Raw genomic sequence first — 17,330 nt, forward strand, 5'->3', positions numbered from 1 at the left:
CGCCACCTGCGACATCGATAAGGTCGACGCGCTTGCCGGCGTCGGGCGGTGCGTCGTCGAGGCCGGCATCCGCCATCCCCGGCAGAAGGCGAAGCCTGGTCCATCAAACGAGGGACGCGGAGCCTGACGGTTTCCGGCGTGATCGTGCGAGGTGAACCGCACGGATACGCGCTGGATGGAACGGCCCGATCGCCCTGTCACAACGCAGCCCGAAGAGGGCTGGCCGTCTTCGGCGGTCGCGTTGCAACGCCAGCAGCGCAGGGCGAAGCGTTTCATCGTACGCATTGCGCTTTTCGTGATGGCGGGTCCGGTCTGCCTGGCGCTGCTGGCTTTCCTGATCTTCTGGCTCGGCTCCGATTCCGGCTGGTCGCTTCTCGGCCTTCCATTGATCGCGCTCGCGGCGCTGGTCTCGCTGGCGCTGCCGCTGCTGGTTCCGGCGCTGTTCGTCCTCGGAGCCTGGGCGCTCTTCCGCAGCTATTACAAGAAGCCTCCGGCGGCACCTGCCGCGGCACTGGTTTCCTCCGATACGACTTCGCCGCTCGTGGCAGAAGTCGCCCTGCTGGAGGCCTTGCGCGGCAAGCTCGCAATCGAAGCTCGGCGGCGGACGCTGCTCTTCGTCCCACTCGGCCTTGCGGCGGCTCTGCTGCTGTATTGGCTGATGATCGGAAGCAGTGGCTCCTCGAAGGGCTCGCCTTTCGTCGCCCTCGTCATCTTCCTGGTGATCGGCGGCGGCGGAGCGTGGATCTGGGCGGTCGGGGTCCCGGGAGGCCGCTACCGGAAGGCCTTCAAGGAAAGCCTGATCCCGCGCCTGCTCGCGGCCCATGGCGAGCTGGTCCACAACCTCGGGGCGAAGCCCGATCTCAGCCGTGCCGTCGCGCTCGGCCTTCTGCCCGCCTATGACGATCTCGATGCCGATGACGGCTTTACCGGGCGCTATCGCGGCCGCCCGATCACGATCAGCGAGATCGCGGTTACCCGCAAGGCGGGCAAGAGCAACCAGACACTGTTCCAGGGGCTCTATGTCGAGCTCGGCGTCTCCACGCCGTTTCGCGGCACGACGATCCTGCGCGACCGGGACGGCCAGCAGCCCGGCAACGGCTTGCAGAGGCTGCGCCTCGAAGATCTGGTCTTCGAGGAGGTCTACGCGACATGGTCGAGCGATCAGGTCGAAGGCCGCGCCGTCCTGACGCCGGCGGTGATGGAGCGGCTGCTCGTGATGGCGGACGGCCAATCCTTCCTGCCGCCGCTCTTCCTGGTCAGCGGCGACAGGATGGTGTTTGCGCTTCCGACCATCATTCCTGGCGCGCTGTTCGAGCCCCCCGGCCTCGAGACCCATGTCGCGGCACAGCAACTCGCCAGCCTCGAAGCCGATTTCGCCCGCGTCTTCGCGCTCGTGGACGCGATGATCGACATGCATGTCGCCGTGCGCGCGCCGCACGAGGCGCTTCCTATTTCGCCCACACACCCTGCCGGGAGCCCGCCATGACCCTGTTCCTGATCCTGTTCGCGCTCGCTGCCGGCATCGTCCTCTATGTCTGGTATGCGGCGATCGTGACGCGCCGGAACAAGGTCGCGGAGACGCTGGGCGGCATCGACGCGCAGCTCCAGCAGCGCCACGACCTGATCCCGAACGTGCTCGCCATCGCCCGCCGCTTCCTCGAACACGAGAAGACGCTGCTCGACCAGATCACGGCGCTCAGGACGCAGGCGCTGCCGCAGATCGGCGAGCGCGATTTCGGGCGGATCGCCGAGAAGTTCAAGGCGGAAGCCTCGCTCGGCGCCGACATGACCCGACTGTTCGCGGTGGCGGAGAGCTATCCCGAGCTGACCTCGTCCGGGCCGATGATGGAGGCCCAGCGTAGCTATGCCGAGGTCGAGGCCAACATCGCTGCGGCCCGGCGCTTCTACAACAGTGCCGTCGGCAATCTCCGCAACGCGGTGCAGATCTTTCCTGGCGGCTTGCTCGCCGGGGCGGCCGGCGTCGGCACCCTGCCACCGTTCTACGAGGCGGAGGCCGCAAGCCGCGCGCCGATTTCCGCAGCCGACCATCTGTGACAGCCAAAGAGGTGTGACGATGCCCCGTTCGCTAAAGCTCTTCACGCTCCTGCTGACGCTGCTGCTCGCGCCGCTTGCAGCGGCGGCGCAGGATCATCCGCTGCTCGGCCGCTACGGCGATTCCAAGCAGGTCGGCTACAAGGTCGACGCCTATGACGAGGCCCGCATCATCACCGGCAAGATCAACGAACGCGGCTCGACGGCGCAGGACGGGCCGGGCTGGGCGCTGATCGAAGGCAAGATCACGACGCTCTACTACATCCTGCCAGCAGGCCGGACGAGCCTGGAAGCCCAGCGCAACTATGAGGCCGCGCTGAAATCCAAGGGCTTCGAGATCGCCTTCACCTGCTCGACGGAAGGCGGGACCTGCTTCAACGAGGGGCCGTTTCCCGGCCTTTTCCTCGGGCTCGCGCTCGATGGCCGGGTCGACATGCCCAAGCTCCAGCTCGGCGATCTCGTCCGCAATTACTTCGGCAAGGGCAATGGCCGCTATCTCTATGCCAGGCTGAACCGGCCCACTGGGACGGTGCATGTCAGCCTGGCCTTCTCCGATGACGAGAGCCGGGGGCGGGCGGTGATCGCCCGCGTCATCGAGAGCACGACGATGGATACCGACATGATCAAGGTCGTCGAGGCCGACGAGATGAGCCGAAACCTCGATGCCCAGGGCCGGATCAATCTCTACGGAATCCTGTTCGATTTCGACAAGGCCGAGATCAAGCCGGAATCGCAGCCGCAGCTCCAGCAGATCGCGGCGCTTTTGAAGCGCAATCCGGCGCTCAGGCTCGATGTCGTCGGGCATACCGACGGGCAGGGCGGGGCGGCCTACAACCTCAAGCTCTCCGATGCGCGCGCCTTTGCGGTGGTCGCCGATCTCGCGATGCGCCACGGCATCGACCGGACGCGCCTCAACCCCGTCGGCAAGGGCATGGACCAGCCGATCGCCTCCAACGCCGACGAGGCCGGCCGGGCGCAGAACCGCCGGGTCGAGTTGGTGAAGCGATAGCGTTCTCGCGAAAGGGCGGCGTCGTTGCGGGCATCCCCCGGAACAACGCCGCCCTCATCGGGGCGACTGCGCTTCAGATGTTGTGCAATTCTGCGATGAGGATGGCTTCCCAATCCGTATTGTTCTTGGCCTCGCCCTTCGCCGGCCACTGGATGTGGATATGGGTCAGGTGCTCGAAGGCGATCCGGTCCATGGGCTTGGCGGTCGGCTTGGCAAACCGGGTCTTGTAGATGCCCTCGGCATCCCATTCACCTTGGTCATAGACCATGAGGTTCCAGGCCATGTCCTTCTGGCAGCGCAGGAAGGCATCGACCAGCCGATAGCCGATCTCGCGTTCGCTCGACCATTTCTCGAAGTTGGGCGGCTCCCAGGCGTAGATGATGATGTCGAGGGCGCGCCCCGTATTATGAGCGTCGTCGGCTGCGCCGCGGCCGGCTTTCTGCAGGCGGCCCTTGCGAACCTCCTTGCGGGTTTCCTTGTCGTAATGGTCGAAGGCGAGCGACTGGAGCACGCCCGGGCCATGTGCCTTGAGGACGCGCTCCAACGCTTCGACGGCTTTCGCGACCATGGCGCGACGGGCCTCAGCGCCTGCCGGGCCGTCCGCGGCGCCCCCAGCGGCGCGCGGCGGCGACGCGATGGCGCCACCATCCGCCGGCGCGTCGACGGTGGGTGAGGCGCCCCACCAGCAGCGAGAATTCGGCGTCGGTTTCAGGGGCTGCCGCGAGGGCTTGGTCGAGGGACAGGCGCGACGGCGCAGCTTCGGCAGGCGCTGTCAGCGCTGCGGTGGCGCCACTGGCGACAAGCCCGGCGAGGGCGATCAGAAAATCATGGCGTTGCATGGCGGAATCTCTCCTGTGAAGGGGGAGATGCTACGCTTCCTCCGTTCGAAATAAGTCATCCAAGTGGATGAGATCGTTGAATTTTATTACTAGCGCATGCGGCAGGAACGCCTCAGGTTCCTGGCGGCGACTTCGTCTCCCAGCGTCGAGCCTTCGCGCCAGTATTCGCAAGCCTTGGTGCGGTCGCGCGGCACGCCCTGGCCGTTGGCGTAGAGCACGCCCATGTTGGTGTAGGCGCCCGGCGTCTTCGCGGCGATGGCGCGCTGATAGTAGTCGCGCGCCTTGGCATAGTCGCGCCGGACGCCGCTGCCCTCCGCATACATCGCACCGAGCTGGACCAGGGATTCGTTGAGCCCGGTTCCGGCGGCACGCTCGTAGAGCGCCATGGCGAGGCCGGAATCGCGCTTCACCCCGGCGGCGCCGCGGCGCAGGATGCTGGCGAGATCGTGCATCGCCCCGGCATGGCCGAGTTCGACCGCCTTGCGCAGATAGGTGACCGCATCGGCGGTGTTGCCGCTTTTCTGGATCGCGCGGCCGAGCTGGAAATAGGCGCGTCGCGGCGCACCAGCCGTATCCACCGCCTTGCGGCAGGCGCGGATGGCGGCCCCGGCATCGATCGCCGCGAAGGTGACGCCGGGGACGCTTGCCGGCTTCTCGGGATCGGCCGCAGCGGCCGCGGCACGGTCGCAGGCCTCCAATTCGGCGGAGGAGCCGGCGGTCGGATCGGCATTGCCGATGACGACGGCGCGACCGGACCCCTGGTCGACGGGTTTCGGGATGGGGGCAGCACCCTTCAGGCTCGCGATCCTGATCTCGGCCAAGGCCTTGTAGATGCCGGTGAAGCGGCCAGCACCGACCTGGTCGAGATAGGCCTGGTACATGGCGGGATCGCTGCTGGACTGGATGCTCTGCCAGAAGATGTCCTCGGCCGAGAGCTGCGCCTGTGCGATGCGCAAGGGTGCCGGGGCGGCGGCCAGGGGAAGCGTGCCGCCTGCCAGGGCCGTCAGGATCAGGGCGAGGGAACGTGTGGACGACATGGCTGCTTCCTTCGGCATCGGCTTGCCGGCTCCGTGCCGGCGTCTCGTCTGCGGGCGATCGGCGGCGCTATCGCCCGGCGCAATTGGCTTTCTCCCCGGCGATGGAGGCGGCGTTTCCAGCCGCTGCACCTTGCCTGAACAACTCGCAGGCCTTGCCGATATCCTTGAGGACGCCCCGGCCGTTGAGATAGGCGGCGGCCAGCTCCGGATAGACCGTCGGTTCCTGAAGCTTGAGCGCGAGATTGTAGAAGGCGACGGCCTTGGCATGGTCGCGTCCGGTGCCTTGCCCATTCGCATAGATCAGGCCGATGCGGACGACCGCGCCGCTGATGCCGGCATCGGCGGCGCGGTAGAACAGGGCGAGCGCGCGGGATGCGTCGCGGGGCCTGTCCTGACCGGCGAGAAGCTTGTCGGCCAAGGTGTAAAGGGCGAGCGGGTGGCCGAGATCGGCTGCCTTCTGCAGGAAGCGGGTGGCGTCGACGCGGTTGCCGTTCGCCTCATAGGCGCGAGCGAGCTGGTAGAAGACGCGCCGGGGCGGCGCCTGCGCGTCGGCTGCCCGGGAGCAGGCGGAGATGGCCTGGATGGTGTTGCCGGCGCTCAACTCCCCGCCAGCGATGTCGGCCGGTTTCTCGGTGTCGCGGCTGTCGGCGGCAGTGCGGTCGCAGGCGGCGACATCGGGATCGCTGGATGGCGCCGGGGACGAGGCGGCCGGAGGCGGCTTCGGTGGCGCCATCTCGGTGCGGGCCGGCGGGGAGGGCGCGCCGCCGCGCAGCGCGATGAGACGCAGTTCGGCGAGTTTGCGGTAGGTGCCGCTGAAGGTGTTGCCGCGGACCTGTGCGAGATAGGCCTCGAACATGGCCGGCTGCATGCTGCCCTCGATCGATTGCCAGAAGACGTCCTCGGCGGCGCCGGGCCGGGGCTGTCGAGGCGCCGGCGCATCGGATTGGGCGAGGAGCTCCGGCTTTGCGGCCGGCAGCGCGCCGGTCAGGTTCACGCGGCCGACGATGCCGTCGTAATAGGCCGGGATCTGCTCGTGGCCGATGCTGCGGGCGAGGTCACGGACCTTGGCCTGCGTCTCCTTGGCGATGTCGATCAAGGTGAGGTCGGTGCGCTCGACCAGGGGCAGGAAGCTGCGGACGAAGATCGAGGTCGCCGCCGGATCGTTCGGCGAGAGCTTGTCCAGCGCCTGCTGCTTGGAGCCGGCCGAGAACATGATGAAGACGCCGTTCGAGGCATCCATGCGGGCGAGCCCCTGCGAACCGACGAGCGCGCGCGTGCCGGGGCGGGCGAAGGGATTGTTGCGGCAGGCATCGAGAATGGCCACCACGGTGCCGGCGCCGCGTGCCTGCAGGCGGTCGATGATCTCGGCGGCGTTGAAGGCGGCGTCCTTGACGAGCCCGGATTCACCTTCGCGGGCAGCGGGCACGTCGACCGGCAGCAGCCAGTTCTGGCCGTCGATCTCGAAGCCGTGGCCGGAATAATGGAAGAGCACGGTGTCGCCGGGGGCGATGCGCCCCTCGATGGCGGCCAGCGCGCGGCTGATCTGGCGCTGCGTGCCGTTCTCGACCAGCTCGATCTCGAAACCGGCGCGCTTCAGGGCGGCGCTCATCGCCCGCGCGTCGTTGACGCCGGCGCTCAGCGGCGAGATCTCCTGATAGGCGTCGTTGCCGACGACGAAGGCGAGCTGTTTCGCCAGAGCGGCCGCGGGCAGGACGATCGCAGAGAAGGCCGACAGGAGCGTGCCGGCGATCCAGGCGATCCATGAAGGGCGATCTCTTGCCATCGTCCGATGGATGCAGGCCGGACCTCCCGCTGGCTTCCTTCATTTGAACGATGCCGTGCGTGAATGCGGGAAGGGCGGAGCGAGGCGTGCCATCCCGAGGTGGTTTTTGGCGTGCTTCCCAGGGCCGCCACGGGCTGTTCGCAAGGTTGCCTGATACGCGCGGCGGCGACAGAGGCTTCATCGCACTGGATTCCCGGTCGCGGCGGCGGCATGCTCCTCGAAAATCCGGATCGGAGCGAGGAGCAGTTCATTGGACATCACGCGCGCAGGCTCCCGGCCTTCCGGGAAGGGGCCCTCGGACTGGTTCACCGGAGCGGTTCGGATCGATCCGCTCTGCAATGCGCATGCGGCCGAGCGCGTCCAGGGCGCTAGCGTCACCTTCGAGCCCGGCGCCCGCACGGCCTGGCATACGCATCCCCTCGGCCAGACGGTGATCGTCACGGCCGGCCTCGGCCGCGCGCAATGCTGGGGCGGGCCGATCATGGAAATCCGGCCCGGCGACGTGGTCTGGTTCCCGCCCGGGGAGAAGCACTGGCACGGTGCCTCTCCGGCCACGGCGATGACGCATATCGCGATCCAGGAGGTTCAGGACGGCAAGGCCGTCGACTGGATGGAGCAGGTCTCCGACACCCAATATGGCGGGTAGCGACAGTCGCGGTCATTGACGCGCCTGTTGGGGAGCGCTCGTATCTTGTGCTTTTATTTTGTTGCGAATTGGATCATTGATATATGCGTGGTTTAACGCCTGCGTAACCTTACGAGAGAGTCATGCGACCCGAACGCGTGCAACGGTTTCCCGCACCTGTTCACGCCCCCGGCTTCGGCCGACGGCCGCAAGCGGCGAACGATAATGAACCGGCCAATTCCGAAAGCATCGCGAGCATCGTGATCGGCCGCTCCCTGCTCGTCGGGGCGGCGCTGCTGGTCATCGCGCTTCTCGCCGGCTGGGGCTTCTGGCTCGGCCGCGCCGTATGGCGCCATTTCGCCTGACCGGGTGCCGGTGCGGCCTTCCGGTTCGCCGATCAGGGGCGGGCTGCCATGCGCTTGCCACGCGCCTCGCCGCCGCGACCCGATGATCCCGGCCGTTGATCCTGCACCGGCTTCTTCCGAAAACCGCATGCCACGTTTCAGGCCGATGCTTCAGCGGGCGTTGGCGAAGGCCTTCCGGCTCAGAACGGTCCGGAACAGGATCCGGATGTCGAGCCAGAACGACCAGTTGTCGATATACCAATGGTCATAGGCGACGCGCCCGGCCATCTTGGCGTCGGTATCGGTCTCGCCGCGGAAGCCGTTCACCTGTGCCCAGCCGGTGATTCCCGGCCTGACATTGTGGCGGCGGGCATAGTTGGCGATCTTGCGCTCGAATTCGACATCATGTGCCAGCGCGTGGGGGCGCGGGCCGACAAGCGACATGTCGCCGGCGAGGACGTTCAGGAACTGCGGCAGCTCGTCCAGGTTGTAGCGTCGCAGCAGATGGCCGAGGCGCGTGATCCGGGGATCGTTGCGCTTGGCCTGAACGACGACCTTGCCGTCATCGGTGGTGGTCATCGTGCGGAACTTGAAGATCCGGAAGGCCTGCTGATTGAAGCCGTAGCGCCGCTGGCGGAAGAGCACGGGACCGGGCGAATCGAGCCGGATCAGGACCGCAATCAGGAGGAGGAGCGGCAAGGTCAGGATGATGCCGCAGGAGGCGGCGACGATGTCGAAGGCGCGCTTGGCTGCGACTTCCACCGTCGAGAGCGGCTGGCGCGTCAAGCGCAGGCTCGACAGCGTGCCCGTATGCACGACATGCGCATTGCCGAAGCGCTCCATGATCGGCTCGGGCGCGAGATGGATCGCGACCGGCAGGTTCATGAAGGCGTCGACGCAGGCCGTGATGGCTTCCTGCTCGGACCAGGGGACGGCGATGAAGACCGCGTCCGGTCGCGTCATCCGGCAGTTCGCGACGGCGGCTGTGAGATCGGCGGCAAGCGCAGCTTCGCCGCCCGATTTCAGAAAGGCGACGTCGGTGACTGCGAAGCCCATATGCCAGGGCTTGTGCCGTGAAACGAAGGACATGATGTTCGCTTCCCGCCCGATGAGAAAGGCGCGCTCGGCGGTGATCCGTCCGCTCCGGCTGCCGGCGGCGACCAGCCGGACGACGGCCGAGCGGGACAGCGCAATGACGGGGATGCCGCAGAGATAGGTCGCGACCATCACGATGCGTGAATAATGGTCCGCGATCTTGGCGAGGAACAGCAGGGCCAGGAAGGCGACGAGGGTGATGTTCCAGACGGCGAAGGCCGAACCCATCTGTCCCCGTGCCGAAAGGTAATTCGCGATCTGATAGCGTCCGCGCATCAGATTGACGAAGACGAACAGCGTCGCGAGCATCGCCGCCAGCTCCCGCGTGGAGCGGTCGACGCCCGGCAGGCCGGTCGCGCCGAGGTGATAGGCGAAGGACACCGCATAGACGAGGGAGGCGACAACTGCCGCATCGCAGGCCGCCGTCAGGGGGCCGAGCCAAAGCCGCCCGAGACCCGCATAATTGTCGCGCAGAGCCTGCGGCATATCGCTCAGATCATTGACGCTCATCTCTCTCCCGCCCGGCTTGCGCATGTTCCGTCGCGGCACGATGTGCCGGTCTGGAGCATGGTGGGAGCAGAGTGGCAAGGCGCATGCCGCGGCGATGCGGGCCAGTTTGGCGCAGGTGAGGGCTTTCTTGGGGACAAGGAAGCCTGTGCCGACAGCGTGCCGGCACAGGTTGTGCCAGGATGAATCAGGCAGGCTTGCGGAAGCGCTGCGCCATCGTGTCGAAGGTGGCGGAGAGGATACTGCCGAGCGTTGCGCCGGCGACCTTCACGATCGCATCATGCGGCAGGCCGTGGCGGGTCTTTTCCAGCGTCTGGAGCCATTCGAGGCCGATGGCGAGGGCGACGATACCCGCCAATACGAGCCAGCGCTGCCGCGGATAGGCGAAGGCGAAGGTCGCGCCGGCTGCGAAAAAGGCGAGGAAGCGCTCAAGATCCGCACCCAGCAGCGGAATATGCGGGCGCACTCCCAGCGGCGACAGCGTCGAGAACAGAATCGTCAGCAGCGCGGCCCAGCCCGCGAACGCGGCAAGGCGGCGAAGCTTTTCAAGCGAAGGAATCAAGGCCGGGCTCCGGACGAACAGCGAGACGGGCAGGCGAGACCGGGACCAGCGCCGGCAGAAGCGCGCGAAAGCCAGTTTTATGACAATGCAAAAACGACGAAGCAATGGCGGCGGCGAGAGTTTTGGCCGGGCCTTATGAATTTTCTCTTCATGGGCTTTTCGGGCATCCAGGCCTGTGATCCCGCATCGGCTTTTCCTGAGAATCGCGGGATTGCTCCCGATTTTCATACAGTCGCATTTTCCACATGCGAACCGATGCCCACTTCGCCCGAAAATGCTCTAGCTTGCTGACACATCGGCAGATGGGAGGCTTGATGACCGAGATTTCGACAGCGTCTGCGGCGGGGCGGATCGCGCGGGGCGGCAAGGCGATCTATGGCGTTCCATTGGGCATCCTGATGCTGGAGGCGCGCTTCCCGCGGATTCCCGGCGACATGGGCAACGGCACGACCTGGCCTTTCCCGGTGCTGTACCGCGTCGTCGGCGGGGCCAGCCCCGAGAAGGTCGTGCTCAAGGGCGCTGCCGGCCTGCTGCCCGATTTCATCGAGGCGGCGCGCGATCTCGTCCGGCTCGGCGCCGAGGCGATCACCACCAATTGCGGCTTCCTCTCGCTCTTCCAGCGCGAGCTCGCGACGGCTGTCGGCGTGCCGGTCGCGACCTCGTCCCTGATGCAGGTGCCCTGGGTGCAGGCGACGCTGCCGCCCGGCAAGCGCGTCGGCATCGTCACGGTCTCGGCGGCGACGCTGACGCCGGCGCATCTCGAGGCGGCCGGGGTGCCCCTCGACACGCCCGTCACCGGTACGGAGAACGGGCGCGAATTCTTCCGCGTCCTGATCAAGGCCGAGAAGGACGACATGGATGTCGCGCTCGCCCGGCAGGACGTGGTGCAGGCGGCGCTCGATCTCGTCGCCGGCCACCCCGATATCGGCGCCATCGTGCTGGAATGCACGAACATGCCGCCCTATGCGGCCGATGTGCAGGCGGCGACCGGGCTGCCGGTCTACGACATCTATTCGCTGATCAGCTGGTTCCACGCCGGCCTGCGACCGCGCCGCTTCGGCTGAGCGTCACTCGCTGACGAGCTTGCGGGCGCGCAGCAGCGCCAGCAGCCCTTCGTCGCGGCGCTCTTCGAGCTGCGCGATCGTGCGCCCCGCGGCTTCCTCCGCCACGCCCTCGATGATCCGTTGCTGGACGTCTTCGTCGAGGGAAGGCGTCCCGAGGGATTCCCAGCGCCGGACCTGGCTCGGCCCGAGATGGGCGAGATAGCCGGCGATGCCGCCTTCGCCGCCGCCGAGATGATAGGTCATGTGCGGCCCCATCAGGGCCCAGCGCAGGCCGGGGCCGTTGCAGAGCGCGGCATCGATCTCGGCGACGCTGGCGACGCCCTGCTCGACCAGGTAAACCGCCTCCCGATAGAGCGCGGAAGCCAGCCGGTTGGCGACATGGCCGGGCATCTCGCGCTGGAGGACGACCGGGCGCCGGTCGAGGCTGCGATAGAACGCGGCGGCGCGATCGACGATCGCCTCATCCTCGCCGACGATCTCGACCAGCGGCACGAGATGAGGCGGGTTGAAGGGATGGGCGACGATCACCCGGCGCTTGTTCCGGCAATCCGCGATGATCGTGCTGCGCAGCAGGGCCGAGGTGCTGCTGGCGATGATGATCTCAGGCGGCAGCTCCGCATCGAGACGGGAGAGCAGCGCGCGTTTGGCGGATTCGTTTTCGGGGCCGTTCTCCTGAACGAAATCAACCCCTTGCAGAGCTTCATCGAGATCATTTGTGAACTGATACTGGCCGGTATTGGCCAGCCCGAGCTCGGCGAGCTGCTCGCGCGCCCGCTCGACCGTGTGGCGGAACTTCTCCTCCGCGCCGGGCGCGGGATCGTAGGCTGAAACGTTCAGGCCATGGCCCATGGCGAGCGCGGCCCAGGAACTGCCGATCAGCCCCGCGCCGATGACGGCGATGCGCCCGATGTCGCGGATATCCTGCATCAGTGGATCTCGGGCTCTGGCACCTTCGCCGTTCCCTCCAGATAATCGAAATCGCAGCCCTTGTCGGCCTGGCGGATATGCGCCGCCGACATCTTGCCCCAGCCACGCGGATAATCGCGGTCCGGCGGCGTCCAGACGGCGAGGCGGGCGGCGATCTCGGCCTCGGTGAGATTGACCGAGATGTTGCGCGCCTCGACATCGACGCTGATGATGTCGCCGGTCTGCACCGCCGCGAGCGGACCCTTGATATAGGCCTCCGGCGCGACATGGAGGATGCAGGCGCCGTAGCTGGTGCCGGACATGCGGGCATCCGAGATGCGGAGCATGTCGCGCACGCCCTGCTTCAGGAGCTTCTTCGGGATCGGCAGCATGCCCCATTCCGGCATGCCGGGGCCGCCGACCGGGCCGCAATTCTTCAGCACCATGATGTGGTCCGCGGTGACGTCGAGATTCTCGTCGTTCACGGCTTTCATCATCGCATCGTAATGCTCGAAGACGAGGGCCGGGCCGGAATGCTTGAGCAGCCGCGGCTCGGCGGCGGAGGGCTTGATGACGCAGCCATCGGGCGCAAGGTTGCCCTTGAGCACGGCGAGGCCGTTGGCGGTCGAGACGGGCTTGTCGAGCGGGCGGATGACGTTGTCGTCATAAACCTTGGCGAGTGCGATGGTCTCGGCGATCGGCTTGCCGGTCACGGTCATCGCATCGGTGTGGAGCTTGCTTTCGAGCTGCTTCAGCAGGGCGGGCAGGCCGCCGGCATAGAAGAAATCCTCCATCAGGAAATCGCCGGAGGGGCGCAGGTTCGCGACGACGGGGACATTGCGCGAGAAGGCGTCGAAATCATCCGGCGTCAGCGGCACGCCGGCACGGCCGGCCATGGCGACGAGATGGATGATCGCATTGGTCGAGCCGGCGACGGCCATATGCACCGTCAGCGCGTTCTCGAAGCTCTTGCGGGTCAGGATCTGGTCGGGCGTCAGGTCTTCCCAGACCATCTCGACGATGCGCTTGCCGGCGGCGGCGGCCATGCGGGGATGGGCGGCGTCGGCGGCGGGGATCGCGGAGGCGCCGGGGAGGGTGAGGCCCAGCACCTCGGCGTGGCTCATCATCGTCGCGGCCGTGCCCATCACCATGCAGGTGCCGTAGGAGCGGGCGATGCCGCTCTCCATGTCCTTCCAGTCGCTGTCGGTGATGTTGCCGGCTTCCTTCTCGGCCCAGTATTTCCAGACGTCCGCGCCGGAGCCCAGCACCTTGCCGGCCCAGTTGCCGCGCAGCATCGGCCCAGCCGGCACGAAGATGAAGGGCAGGCCGGCACTGCAGGCGCCCATGATCAGGGCCGGCGTGGACTTGTCGCAGCCGCCCAGAAGGACGGCGCCGTCGAGCGGGTGGGAGCGGATCGATTCCTCGGTCTCCATCGCCAGGAAGTTGCGGTAGAGCATGGTCGTAGGCTTCTGATATTGCTCGGAAACCGACATCACCGGGATCTCGATCGGGAAGCCGCCGGCCGCCCAGACCGCGCGCTTCACCGCCTCGGCGCGGTCGCGCAGATGGGTGTGGCACGGGTTGATCTCGGACCAGGTATTGATGATGCCGATGACCGGCTTGCCCATGAACTCCTCATGGCCGAACCCCATCTGCAAGGCCCGCGAGCGGTGCCCGAAGGAGCGCAGGTCGCTCGCCCCGAACCAGCGCCAGCTACGCAGGGTCTCGGGCGTCTTGCGGGGGCGGGTGGACATCGGCGTTTCCTCGAATTCTTGTCGTTCTAACCGGTGCCGGAGGCGTGATCGGGCTTGACCCGATCATCTCGGAAACCAGTGTCATCTTGTCATGAGATTCCCGGGGCTGCGCTATGCTTCGCCCGAGAATGACGGCCTATCACTCAGCTGCGGCTTTCACTGCGCCCCAGCCCGACACGATGCCGCGCAGCTCCGCCCGCTCGGCCTCGTTCAGCTCGGGCAGGCCGGGGAGGCGGACCGGGCCGACATCCGTGCCGAGCAGGCCGAGCGCCTCCTTCACCACGGTGACATTGGCGCCGTTGCCATATTTGGTGCGCAGCTTCTCGAAGCCGGCGATGGCATCGACCTCACGGCGCGCCGTGTCGTAATCGCCGGCTTCCAGAGCGCGCCAGACGGCGAGCGAGCGTTCCGGCGCGACATTGATCAGGCCCGAGGTGAAGCCTCGCGCACCCAGCGCATGGAAGGGCGCGGCCCAGCCTTCGGCGAGGCCGCAGATCCAGTTGGCGGAAGAGCCTTCCGTCTCGCGCACGCAATCGGCGAGCAGCATCATGTTGTTCGAGGCGAATTTCACGCCGGCGACGTTCGGGTGGGTCGCGACCCGGATCAGGTCTTTCACGCCGATCGCGTCCGAGCGGATATAGGCGACGAGCGGGATCGTCAGCGCCTCGGCGATGGCGAGGATGTAGTCGGCCTGGGACTGCGGCGCCGCGAAGGGGTCGAGCGGGTGATGCACCATCGCGGCATCGCAGCCGGCCTTGGCCGCGAGCTTGCCGGTCGTCACGGCTTCGCGCAGCGAGCGGCCGATGCCGGCGGTGACCAGCGCCTTGCCGGCGGCAGCTTCGGCAGCGATGGCGTGCGAGCGCTCCACCTCGGCCGTCGTCATCGGATAGAATTCGCCGGTATTGCCGGCCGAGACGATGTTATGGATGCCGGCTTCCGCGATGCGCCGGACGATCCTGCCGGTCAGCGCCCAGTCGGCTTCGCCATCCGCCTTCCAGGCGGTGACATGGACGCCGGAAATGCCGCGCAGCGCGCGGCGTACCTTGTCATTCGTCATAGTCCAGTCCCTCCGCATCCGCGCCGAAGACCAATCGTACATGGGCCTTCGCCGAGCGGACGATGTGACGGCGCATCCTGAGTTCGGCGAGCGCGGGATCGCGTGCCAGCAGCGCCTCGTAGACGTCCCGATGTTCCTCGAAGCCGCGGCGGCGCTCATCCAGCTCAGAGTGCAGGGCGATGCGCTGGGCATGGTCGTACATGCGCTGGCCGTCGAGCCGGCGTTCCAGATAGGTGCAGCCGGAGATGCGATGGATCGCGCGGTGATAGGCCTCGTTCAGCGCGACGAGATCTTCGAGGTCGCCATGTTCGGTGGCCTGCTCCATCTGGGCGATGAGCTGGCCGAGCTCGGCTGCGCCGACCTTGGTCAGATGGTTCGCCGCGATATGGGCCATGACGCTTTCGAGCGCGGCACGGCCGAGCGCCATCTCCAGCGCCTGACGGGGGGAGAATTCGACGAAGACGCCGCGCCGCGCCTCGGTCCTGACCAGCCCCTCGCTTTCAAGCTTGCGGATCGCGTCCTTCACCGGGGTGGTGCTGACGCCGAGCATCTCCGCGAGATGGCGTTCGTTCAGCCGCTCGCCATTGCGGAAGCGCCCGGCGACGATGGCGCGGCGCAGGCGCTCGTGGACATGCTCGCGCAGCGAGCGCAGCAGATCGGGAGCGACAGGTTCGACGGCAGGCTGCAACATGATTCTTCCGCGGCGCGCGGCCGAAACCGCCTCGTCGCGGTGGTCGGCCCTGCGCCATGAGCCATCAAGACAGCACAAAGCGCTGTGTGCGGCAATCTGAAATTTCAGATTTCAAACTCGCAATCCTGTGCTATCGCTTGGGGGTAAGCGCCCGCCACGAGGTGCGAGCGGATTGGCCGCAACGGGAGGAACGAACCGATGAGCATTACACGCAGGACCGTCATCGCCGCCGCCTGTCTCGCCGCGGCAGGCCCCGCCTTCGCGCAGGGCGAGTATCCCGGCAGCAAGGTCGTCACCATCGTCGTGCCCTTCGCGGCCGGCGGCACCACCGACCTGCTCGGGCGCATCCTGGCTGATCGGCTGGGCCAGCGACTCGGTGGCAAGTTCATCGTCGAGAACCGGCCCGGCGCCGGCGGCAATACCGGCGTCGCTGCCGTGGCGCGCGCTCCGGCCGACGGTTACACGCTGACCATGGGCACGGTGTCGAGCCATGCGATCAACCCGGCCGTCTATGCCCGGCTGCCCTTCGACCACATCAAGGATTTCGCGCCGATCTCGCAGGTGGCGAGCGTGCCGAACATCCTGATGGTCAATATCGACCTGCCGGCCAAGACCGTGCCGGAGCTGATCGAGCTCCTGAAGAAGAACCCCGGCAAGTACTCCTTCGGTTCGTCCGGAGCGGGCACCTCGACCCATATGGCGGCCGAGCTGTTCAAGGTCTCGACCGGCACCGACATGGTGCATGTGCCCTATCGGTCGAGCGGGCAGGTGACGCAGGACCTGCTCTCCGGCCAGATCCAGATCACCTTCGACAACATCACCATCGCCTGGCCGCATGTGCAGGCGGGCAAGATCCGCGCGCTCGCGACCGCGACGCCAAAGCGGCTCGCGGTCGCCCCGGACCTGCCGGCGCTGTCGGAGTTCATTCCGGGCTACGATGCCAGCTCATGGCACGGCTTCTTCGCGCCGTCGGCGGTGCCGAAGGAGATCGTCGCCAAGCTCTCGGCGGAGACGCAGGCGATCATGAAGGAACCGGCGGTGATCGAACAGCTCAAGAAGCTCGGTGTCGATCCGGTCGGATCGAGCCAGGAGCAGTTCACCGCCCATATCGCCTCCGAAACCAGGCGCTGGGCCGAGGTCGCGCAGAAGGCGAACGTGAAGATCGAGTGAGGGCCGGGGCGAGCGCCCCGGCTTCAGGTTCCGCCGATCAGCGCTGCGGGGCGAAAGCCTTGGCCAGCGCGTCGGCATGCTTGGTTATCAGGCCGAGATCGGAGCCGACGGCGACGAAGCGATAGCCCCATTCGATATAGCGGCGCGCATCCGCCTCGGACGGCGTCAGAATGCCGGCCGGCTTGCCGAGCGCGGTCAGGCGCTTCACCGCATCCTGGATCGCGGCCTGGACTTCCGGGTGGCCGGGGTTGCCGATATGGCCGAGCGAGGCCGAGAGATCGGCCGGGCCGATGAAGACGCCGTCGACGCCATCGACCGAGGCGATCGCCTCGATCTGGCTGAGCGCCTCGCCGGTCTCGACCTGCACCAGCACGCAGATCTCACCATCGGCGCGTTTCAGGTAGTTCTGCACGCGCCCGTAATGGCTGCCGCGGCCGCTGACCGTGATGCCGCGGATGCCGGCAGGCGGATAGCGGCAGGCTGCAACGGCCTTGCGTGCCTCCTCGGCGTTCTGGACGAAGGGCACGAGCACGGCCTGCACGCCGATATCGAGCAGGCGCTTGAGCAGCACGGCGTCATTCCAGGCCGGGCGGACGATCGGGGTCGCCGTGCCACCCTTCAGGGCCTGCAACTGGGCGAGAACGTCGGGCGGCTCGTTGGGGGAGTGCTCGGTATCGACCAGAATCCAGTCGAAGCCGCTCTGGCTGATGATCTCGGACACGATCGGGCTGCACAGGCTGCTCCACAATCCGATCTGAAGCTCGCCGCGCTTCAGCGCGGCCTTGAAGGCGTTGGCAGGCAGGTCCACGGCTTTTTCCCCTCGGGCGAATGGTTG

General features: G+C 67.0%; 17 protein-coding genes. 6 read left to right on the forward strand and 11 right to left on the reverse strand.

The genetic code is table 11. The annotated features are described in order from the left end of the window. Nucleotides 1-175 precede the first annotated feature (175 nt). From ASE61_RS11870 to ASE61_RS11880, 3 genes are read left to right on the forward strand one after another with little or no spacing between them, the layout of a single operon-like run. Nucleotides 176-1,486, forward strand: a complete 1,311-nt coding sequence (locus ASE61_RS11870) for a DUF3137 domain-containing protein (RefSeq protein WP_061967109.1) — start codon at nt 176-178, stop codon at nt 1,484-1,486. Further along, entirely contained in the window at nt 1,483-2,055 is a 573-nt protein-coding gene (locus ASE61_RS11875) for a LemA family protein (protein WP_061967111.1), read from the forward strand. Before ASE61_RS11870 ends, ASE61_RS11875 begins: the two co-directional genes overlap by 4 nt. Nucleotides 2,056-2,074: 19 nt before the next feature. After that, the gene (locus tag ASE61_RS11880; protein WP_156407063.1) at nt 2,075-3,061 is read left to right on the forward strand and encodes an OmpA family protein; all 987 of its coding nucleotides are present in this window, start codon (nt 2,075-2,077) and stop codon (nt 3,059-3,061) included. 73 nt (nt 3,062-3,134) lie between these two features. Here the strand turns inward: ASE61_RS11880 and ASE61_RS11885 are convergent, their stop codons facing one another. From ASE61_RS11885 to ASE61_RS11900, 4 genes are all read right to left on the reverse strand, one after another. Continuing rightward, nucleotides 3,135-3,629 (reverse strand): hypothetical protein, encoded by a 495-nt coding sequence (locus ASE61_RS11885; protein ID WP_061967114.1) that lies wholly within the window; start codon nt 3,627-3,629, stop codon nt 3,135-3,137. Nucleotides 3,630-3,642: 13 nt separating this feature from the next. Then, nucleotides 3,643-3,900: a hypothetical protein gene (locus tag ASE61_RS11890; protein ID WP_061967116.1), complete on the reverse strand. Its 258-nt coding sequence runs from the start codon at nt 3,898-3,900 to the stop codon at nt 3,643-3,645. An 89-nt stretch (nt 3,901-3,989) separates the two neighbouring features. Further along, nucleotides 3,990-4,937: a tetratricopeptide repeat protein gene (locus ASE61_RS11895; RefSeq protein WP_162260095.1), complete on the reverse strand. Its 948-nt coding sequence runs from the start codon at nt 4,935-4,937 to the stop codon at nt 3,990-3,992. A gap of 67 nt (nt 4,938-5,004) precedes the next feature. Next, nucleotides 5,005-6,720 (reverse strand): caspase family protein, encoded by a 1,716-nt coding sequence (locus ASE61_RS11900; RefSeq protein ID WP_061967119.1) that lies wholly within the window; start codon nt 6,718-6,720, stop codon nt 5,005-5,007. Nucleotides 6,721-6,970: 250 nt separating this feature from the next. Between ASE61_RS11900 and ASE61_RS11905 the strand changes: the two genes are divergently transcribed. Beyond that, on the forward strand, nt 6,971-7,366 hold the full coding sequence (locus ASE61_RS11905) for a cupin domain-containing protein (RefSeq protein WP_061967120.1): 396 nt from the start codon (nt 6,971-6,973) through the stop codon (nt 7,364-7,366). A 494-nt stretch (nt 7,367-7,860) separates the two neighbouring features. Here the strand turns inward: ASE61_RS11905 and ASE61_RS11915 are convergent, their stop codons facing one another. Next, the gene (locus tag ASE61_RS11915; protein ID WP_061967123.1) at nt 7,861-9,294 is read right to left on the reverse strand and encodes an undecaprenyl-phosphate glucose phosphotransferase; all 1,434 of its coding nucleotides are present in this window, start codon (nt 9,292-9,294) and stop codon (nt 7,861-7,863) included. Between the two features lie 184 nt (nt 9,295-9,478). Beyond that, on the reverse strand, nt 9,479-10,081 hold the full coding sequence (locus ASE61_RS26445) for a hypothetical protein (RefSeq protein ID WP_156407064.1): 603 nt from the start codon (nt 10,079-10,081) through the stop codon (nt 9,479-9,481). 86 nt (nt 10,082-10,167) lie between these two features. On the opposite strand from ASE61_RS26445, the gene ASE61_RS11925 reads away from it, so the two are divergent. Beyond that, nucleotides 10,168-10,917, forward strand: a complete 750-nt coding sequence (locus ASE61_RS11925) for an aspartate/glutamate racemase family protein (protein ID WP_061967308.1) — start codon at nt 10,168-10,170, stop codon at nt 10,915-10,917. 3 nt (nt 10,918-10,920) lie between these two features. Here the strand turns inward: ASE61_RS11925 and ASE61_RS11930 are convergent, their stop codons facing one another. The 4 genes from ASE61_RS11930 to ASE61_RS11945 all read right to left on the reverse strand — a co-directional run bounded on the left by ASE61_RS11930 (nt 10,921) and on the right by ASE61_RS11945 (nt 15,325). Further along, complete coding sequence (locus ASE61_RS11930; protein ID WP_061967125.1) at nt 10,921-11,844, reverse strand: 3-hydroxyacyl-CoA dehydrogenase NAD-binding domain-containing protein; 924 nt, start codon at nt 11,842-11,844, stop codon at nt 10,921-10,923. Further along, nucleotides 11,844-13,577 (reverse strand): L-arabinonate dehydratase, encoded by a 1,734-nt coding sequence (gene araD / locus ASE61_RS11935; RefSeq protein WP_061967126.1) that lies wholly within the window; start codon nt 13,575-13,577, stop codon nt 11,844-11,846. Before araD ends, ASE61_RS11930 begins: the two co-directional genes overlap by 1 nt. 139 nt (nt 13,578-13,716) lie before the next feature. Next, nucleotides 13,717-14,634 carry a dihydrodipicolinate synthase family protein gene (locus ASE61_RS11940; RefSeq protein WP_061967128.1) on the reverse strand — a complete coding sequence of 306 codons (918 nt, stop codon included), beginning with the start codon at nt 14,632-14,634 and terminating at the stop codon, nt 13,717-13,719. Further along, nucleotides 14,624-15,325: a GntR family transcriptional regulator gene (locus ASE61_RS11945; protein WP_061967130.1), complete on the reverse strand. Its 702-nt coding sequence runs from the start codon at nt 15,323-15,325 to the stop codon at nt 14,624-14,626. The genes ASE61_RS11940 and ASE61_RS11945 overlap by 11 nt, the downstream gene beginning before the upstream one ends. Before the next feature lie 198 nt (nt 15,326-15,523). On the opposite strand from ASE61_RS11945, the gene ASE61_RS11950 reads away from it, so the two are divergent. After that, a complete protein-coding gene (locus tag ASE61_RS11950) occupies nt 15,524-16,495 on the forward strand; it encodes a Bug family tripartite tricarboxylate transporter substrate binding protein (protein ID WP_061967131.1) in 972 nt (323 codons plus the stop codon). A 37-nt stretch (nt 16,496-16,532) separates the two neighbouring features. Here the strand turns inward: ASE61_RS11950 and ASE61_RS11955 are convergent, their stop codons facing one another. Continuing rightward, the gene (locus tag ASE61_RS11955) at nt 16,533-17,303 is read right to left on the reverse strand and encodes an HpcH/HpaI aldolase family protein (RefSeq protein ID WP_061967133.1); all 771 of its coding nucleotides are present in this window, start codon (nt 17,301-17,303) and stop codon (nt 16,533-16,535) included. Nucleotides 17,304-17,330 lie beyond the last annotated feature (27 nt).

This window comes from Allobosea sp. Root670, assembly GCF_001429415.1.
Taxonomy (GTDB): Bacteria; Pseudomonadota; Alphaproteobacteria; order Rhizobiales; family Beijerinckiaceae; genus Allobosea; species Allobosea robiniae.

What these genes read in the sequence shown, in the direction of transcription:
- ASE61_RS11870 (WP_061967109.1), top strand. Translation starts at nt 176, where the DNA reads ATGGAACGGCCCGATCGCCCTGTCACAACGCAGCCCGAAGAGGGCTGG.
- ASE61_RS11875 (WP_061967111.1), top strand. Translation starts at nt 1,483, where the DNA reads ATGACCCTGTTCCTGATCCTGTTCGCGCTCGCTGCCGGCATCGTCCTC.
- ASE61_RS11880 (WP_156407063.1), top strand. Translation starts at nt 2,075, where the DNA reads ATGCCCCGTTCGCTAAAGCTCTTCACGCTCCTGCTGACGCTGCTGCTC.
- ASE61_RS11885 (WP_061967114.1), bottom strand. Translation starts at nt 3,629, where the DNA reads ATGGTCGCGAAAGCCGTCGAAGCGTTGGAGCGCGTCCTCAAGGCACAT.
- ASE61_RS11890 (WP_061967116.1), bottom strand. Translation starts at nt 3,900, where the DNA reads ATGCAACGCCATGATTTTCTGATCGCCCTCGCCGGGCTTGTCGCCAGT.
- ASE61_RS11895 (WP_162260095.1), bottom strand. Translation starts at nt 4,937, where the DNA reads ATGTCGTCCACACGTTCCCTCGCCCTGATCCTGACGGCCCTGGCAGGC.
- ASE61_RS11900 (WP_061967119.1), bottom strand. Translation starts at nt 6,720, where the DNA reads ATGGCAAGAGATCGCCCTTCATGGATCGCCTGGATCGCCGGCACGCTC.
- ASE61_RS11915 (WP_061967123.1), bottom strand. Translation starts at nt 9,294, where the DNA reads ATGAGCGTCAATGATCTGAGCGATATGCCGCAGGCTCTGCGCGACAAT.
- ASE61_RS26445 (WP_156407064.1), bottom strand. Translation starts at nt 10,081, where the DNA reads ATGAAAATCGGGAGCAATCCCGCGATTCTCAGGAAAAGCCGATGCGGG.
- ASE61_RS11925 (WP_061967308.1), top strand. Translation starts at nt 10,168, where the DNA reads ATGACCGAGATTTCGACAGCGTCTGCGGCGGGGCGGATCGCGCGGGGC.
- ASE61_RS11930 (WP_061967125.1), bottom strand. Translation starts at nt 11,844, where the DNA reads ATGCAGGATATCCGCGACATCGGGCGCATCGCCGTCATCGGCGCGGGG.
- araD (WP_061967126.1), bottom strand. Translation starts at nt 13,577, where the DNA reads ATGTCCACCCGCCCCCGCAAGACGCCCGAGACCCTGCGTAGCTGGCGC.
- ASE61_RS11940 (WP_061967128.1), bottom strand. Translation starts at nt 14,634, where the DNA reads ATGACGAATGACAAGGTACGCCGCGCGCTGCGCGGCATTTCCGGCGTC.
- ASE61_RS11945 (WP_061967130.1), bottom strand. Translation starts at nt 15,325, where the DNA reads ATGTTGCAGCCTGCCGTCGAACCTGTCGCTCCCGATCTGCTGCGCTCG.
- ASE61_RS11950 (WP_061967131.1), top strand. Translation starts at nt 15,524, where the DNA reads ATGAGCATTACACGCAGGACCGTCATCGCCGCCGCCTGTCTCGCCGCG.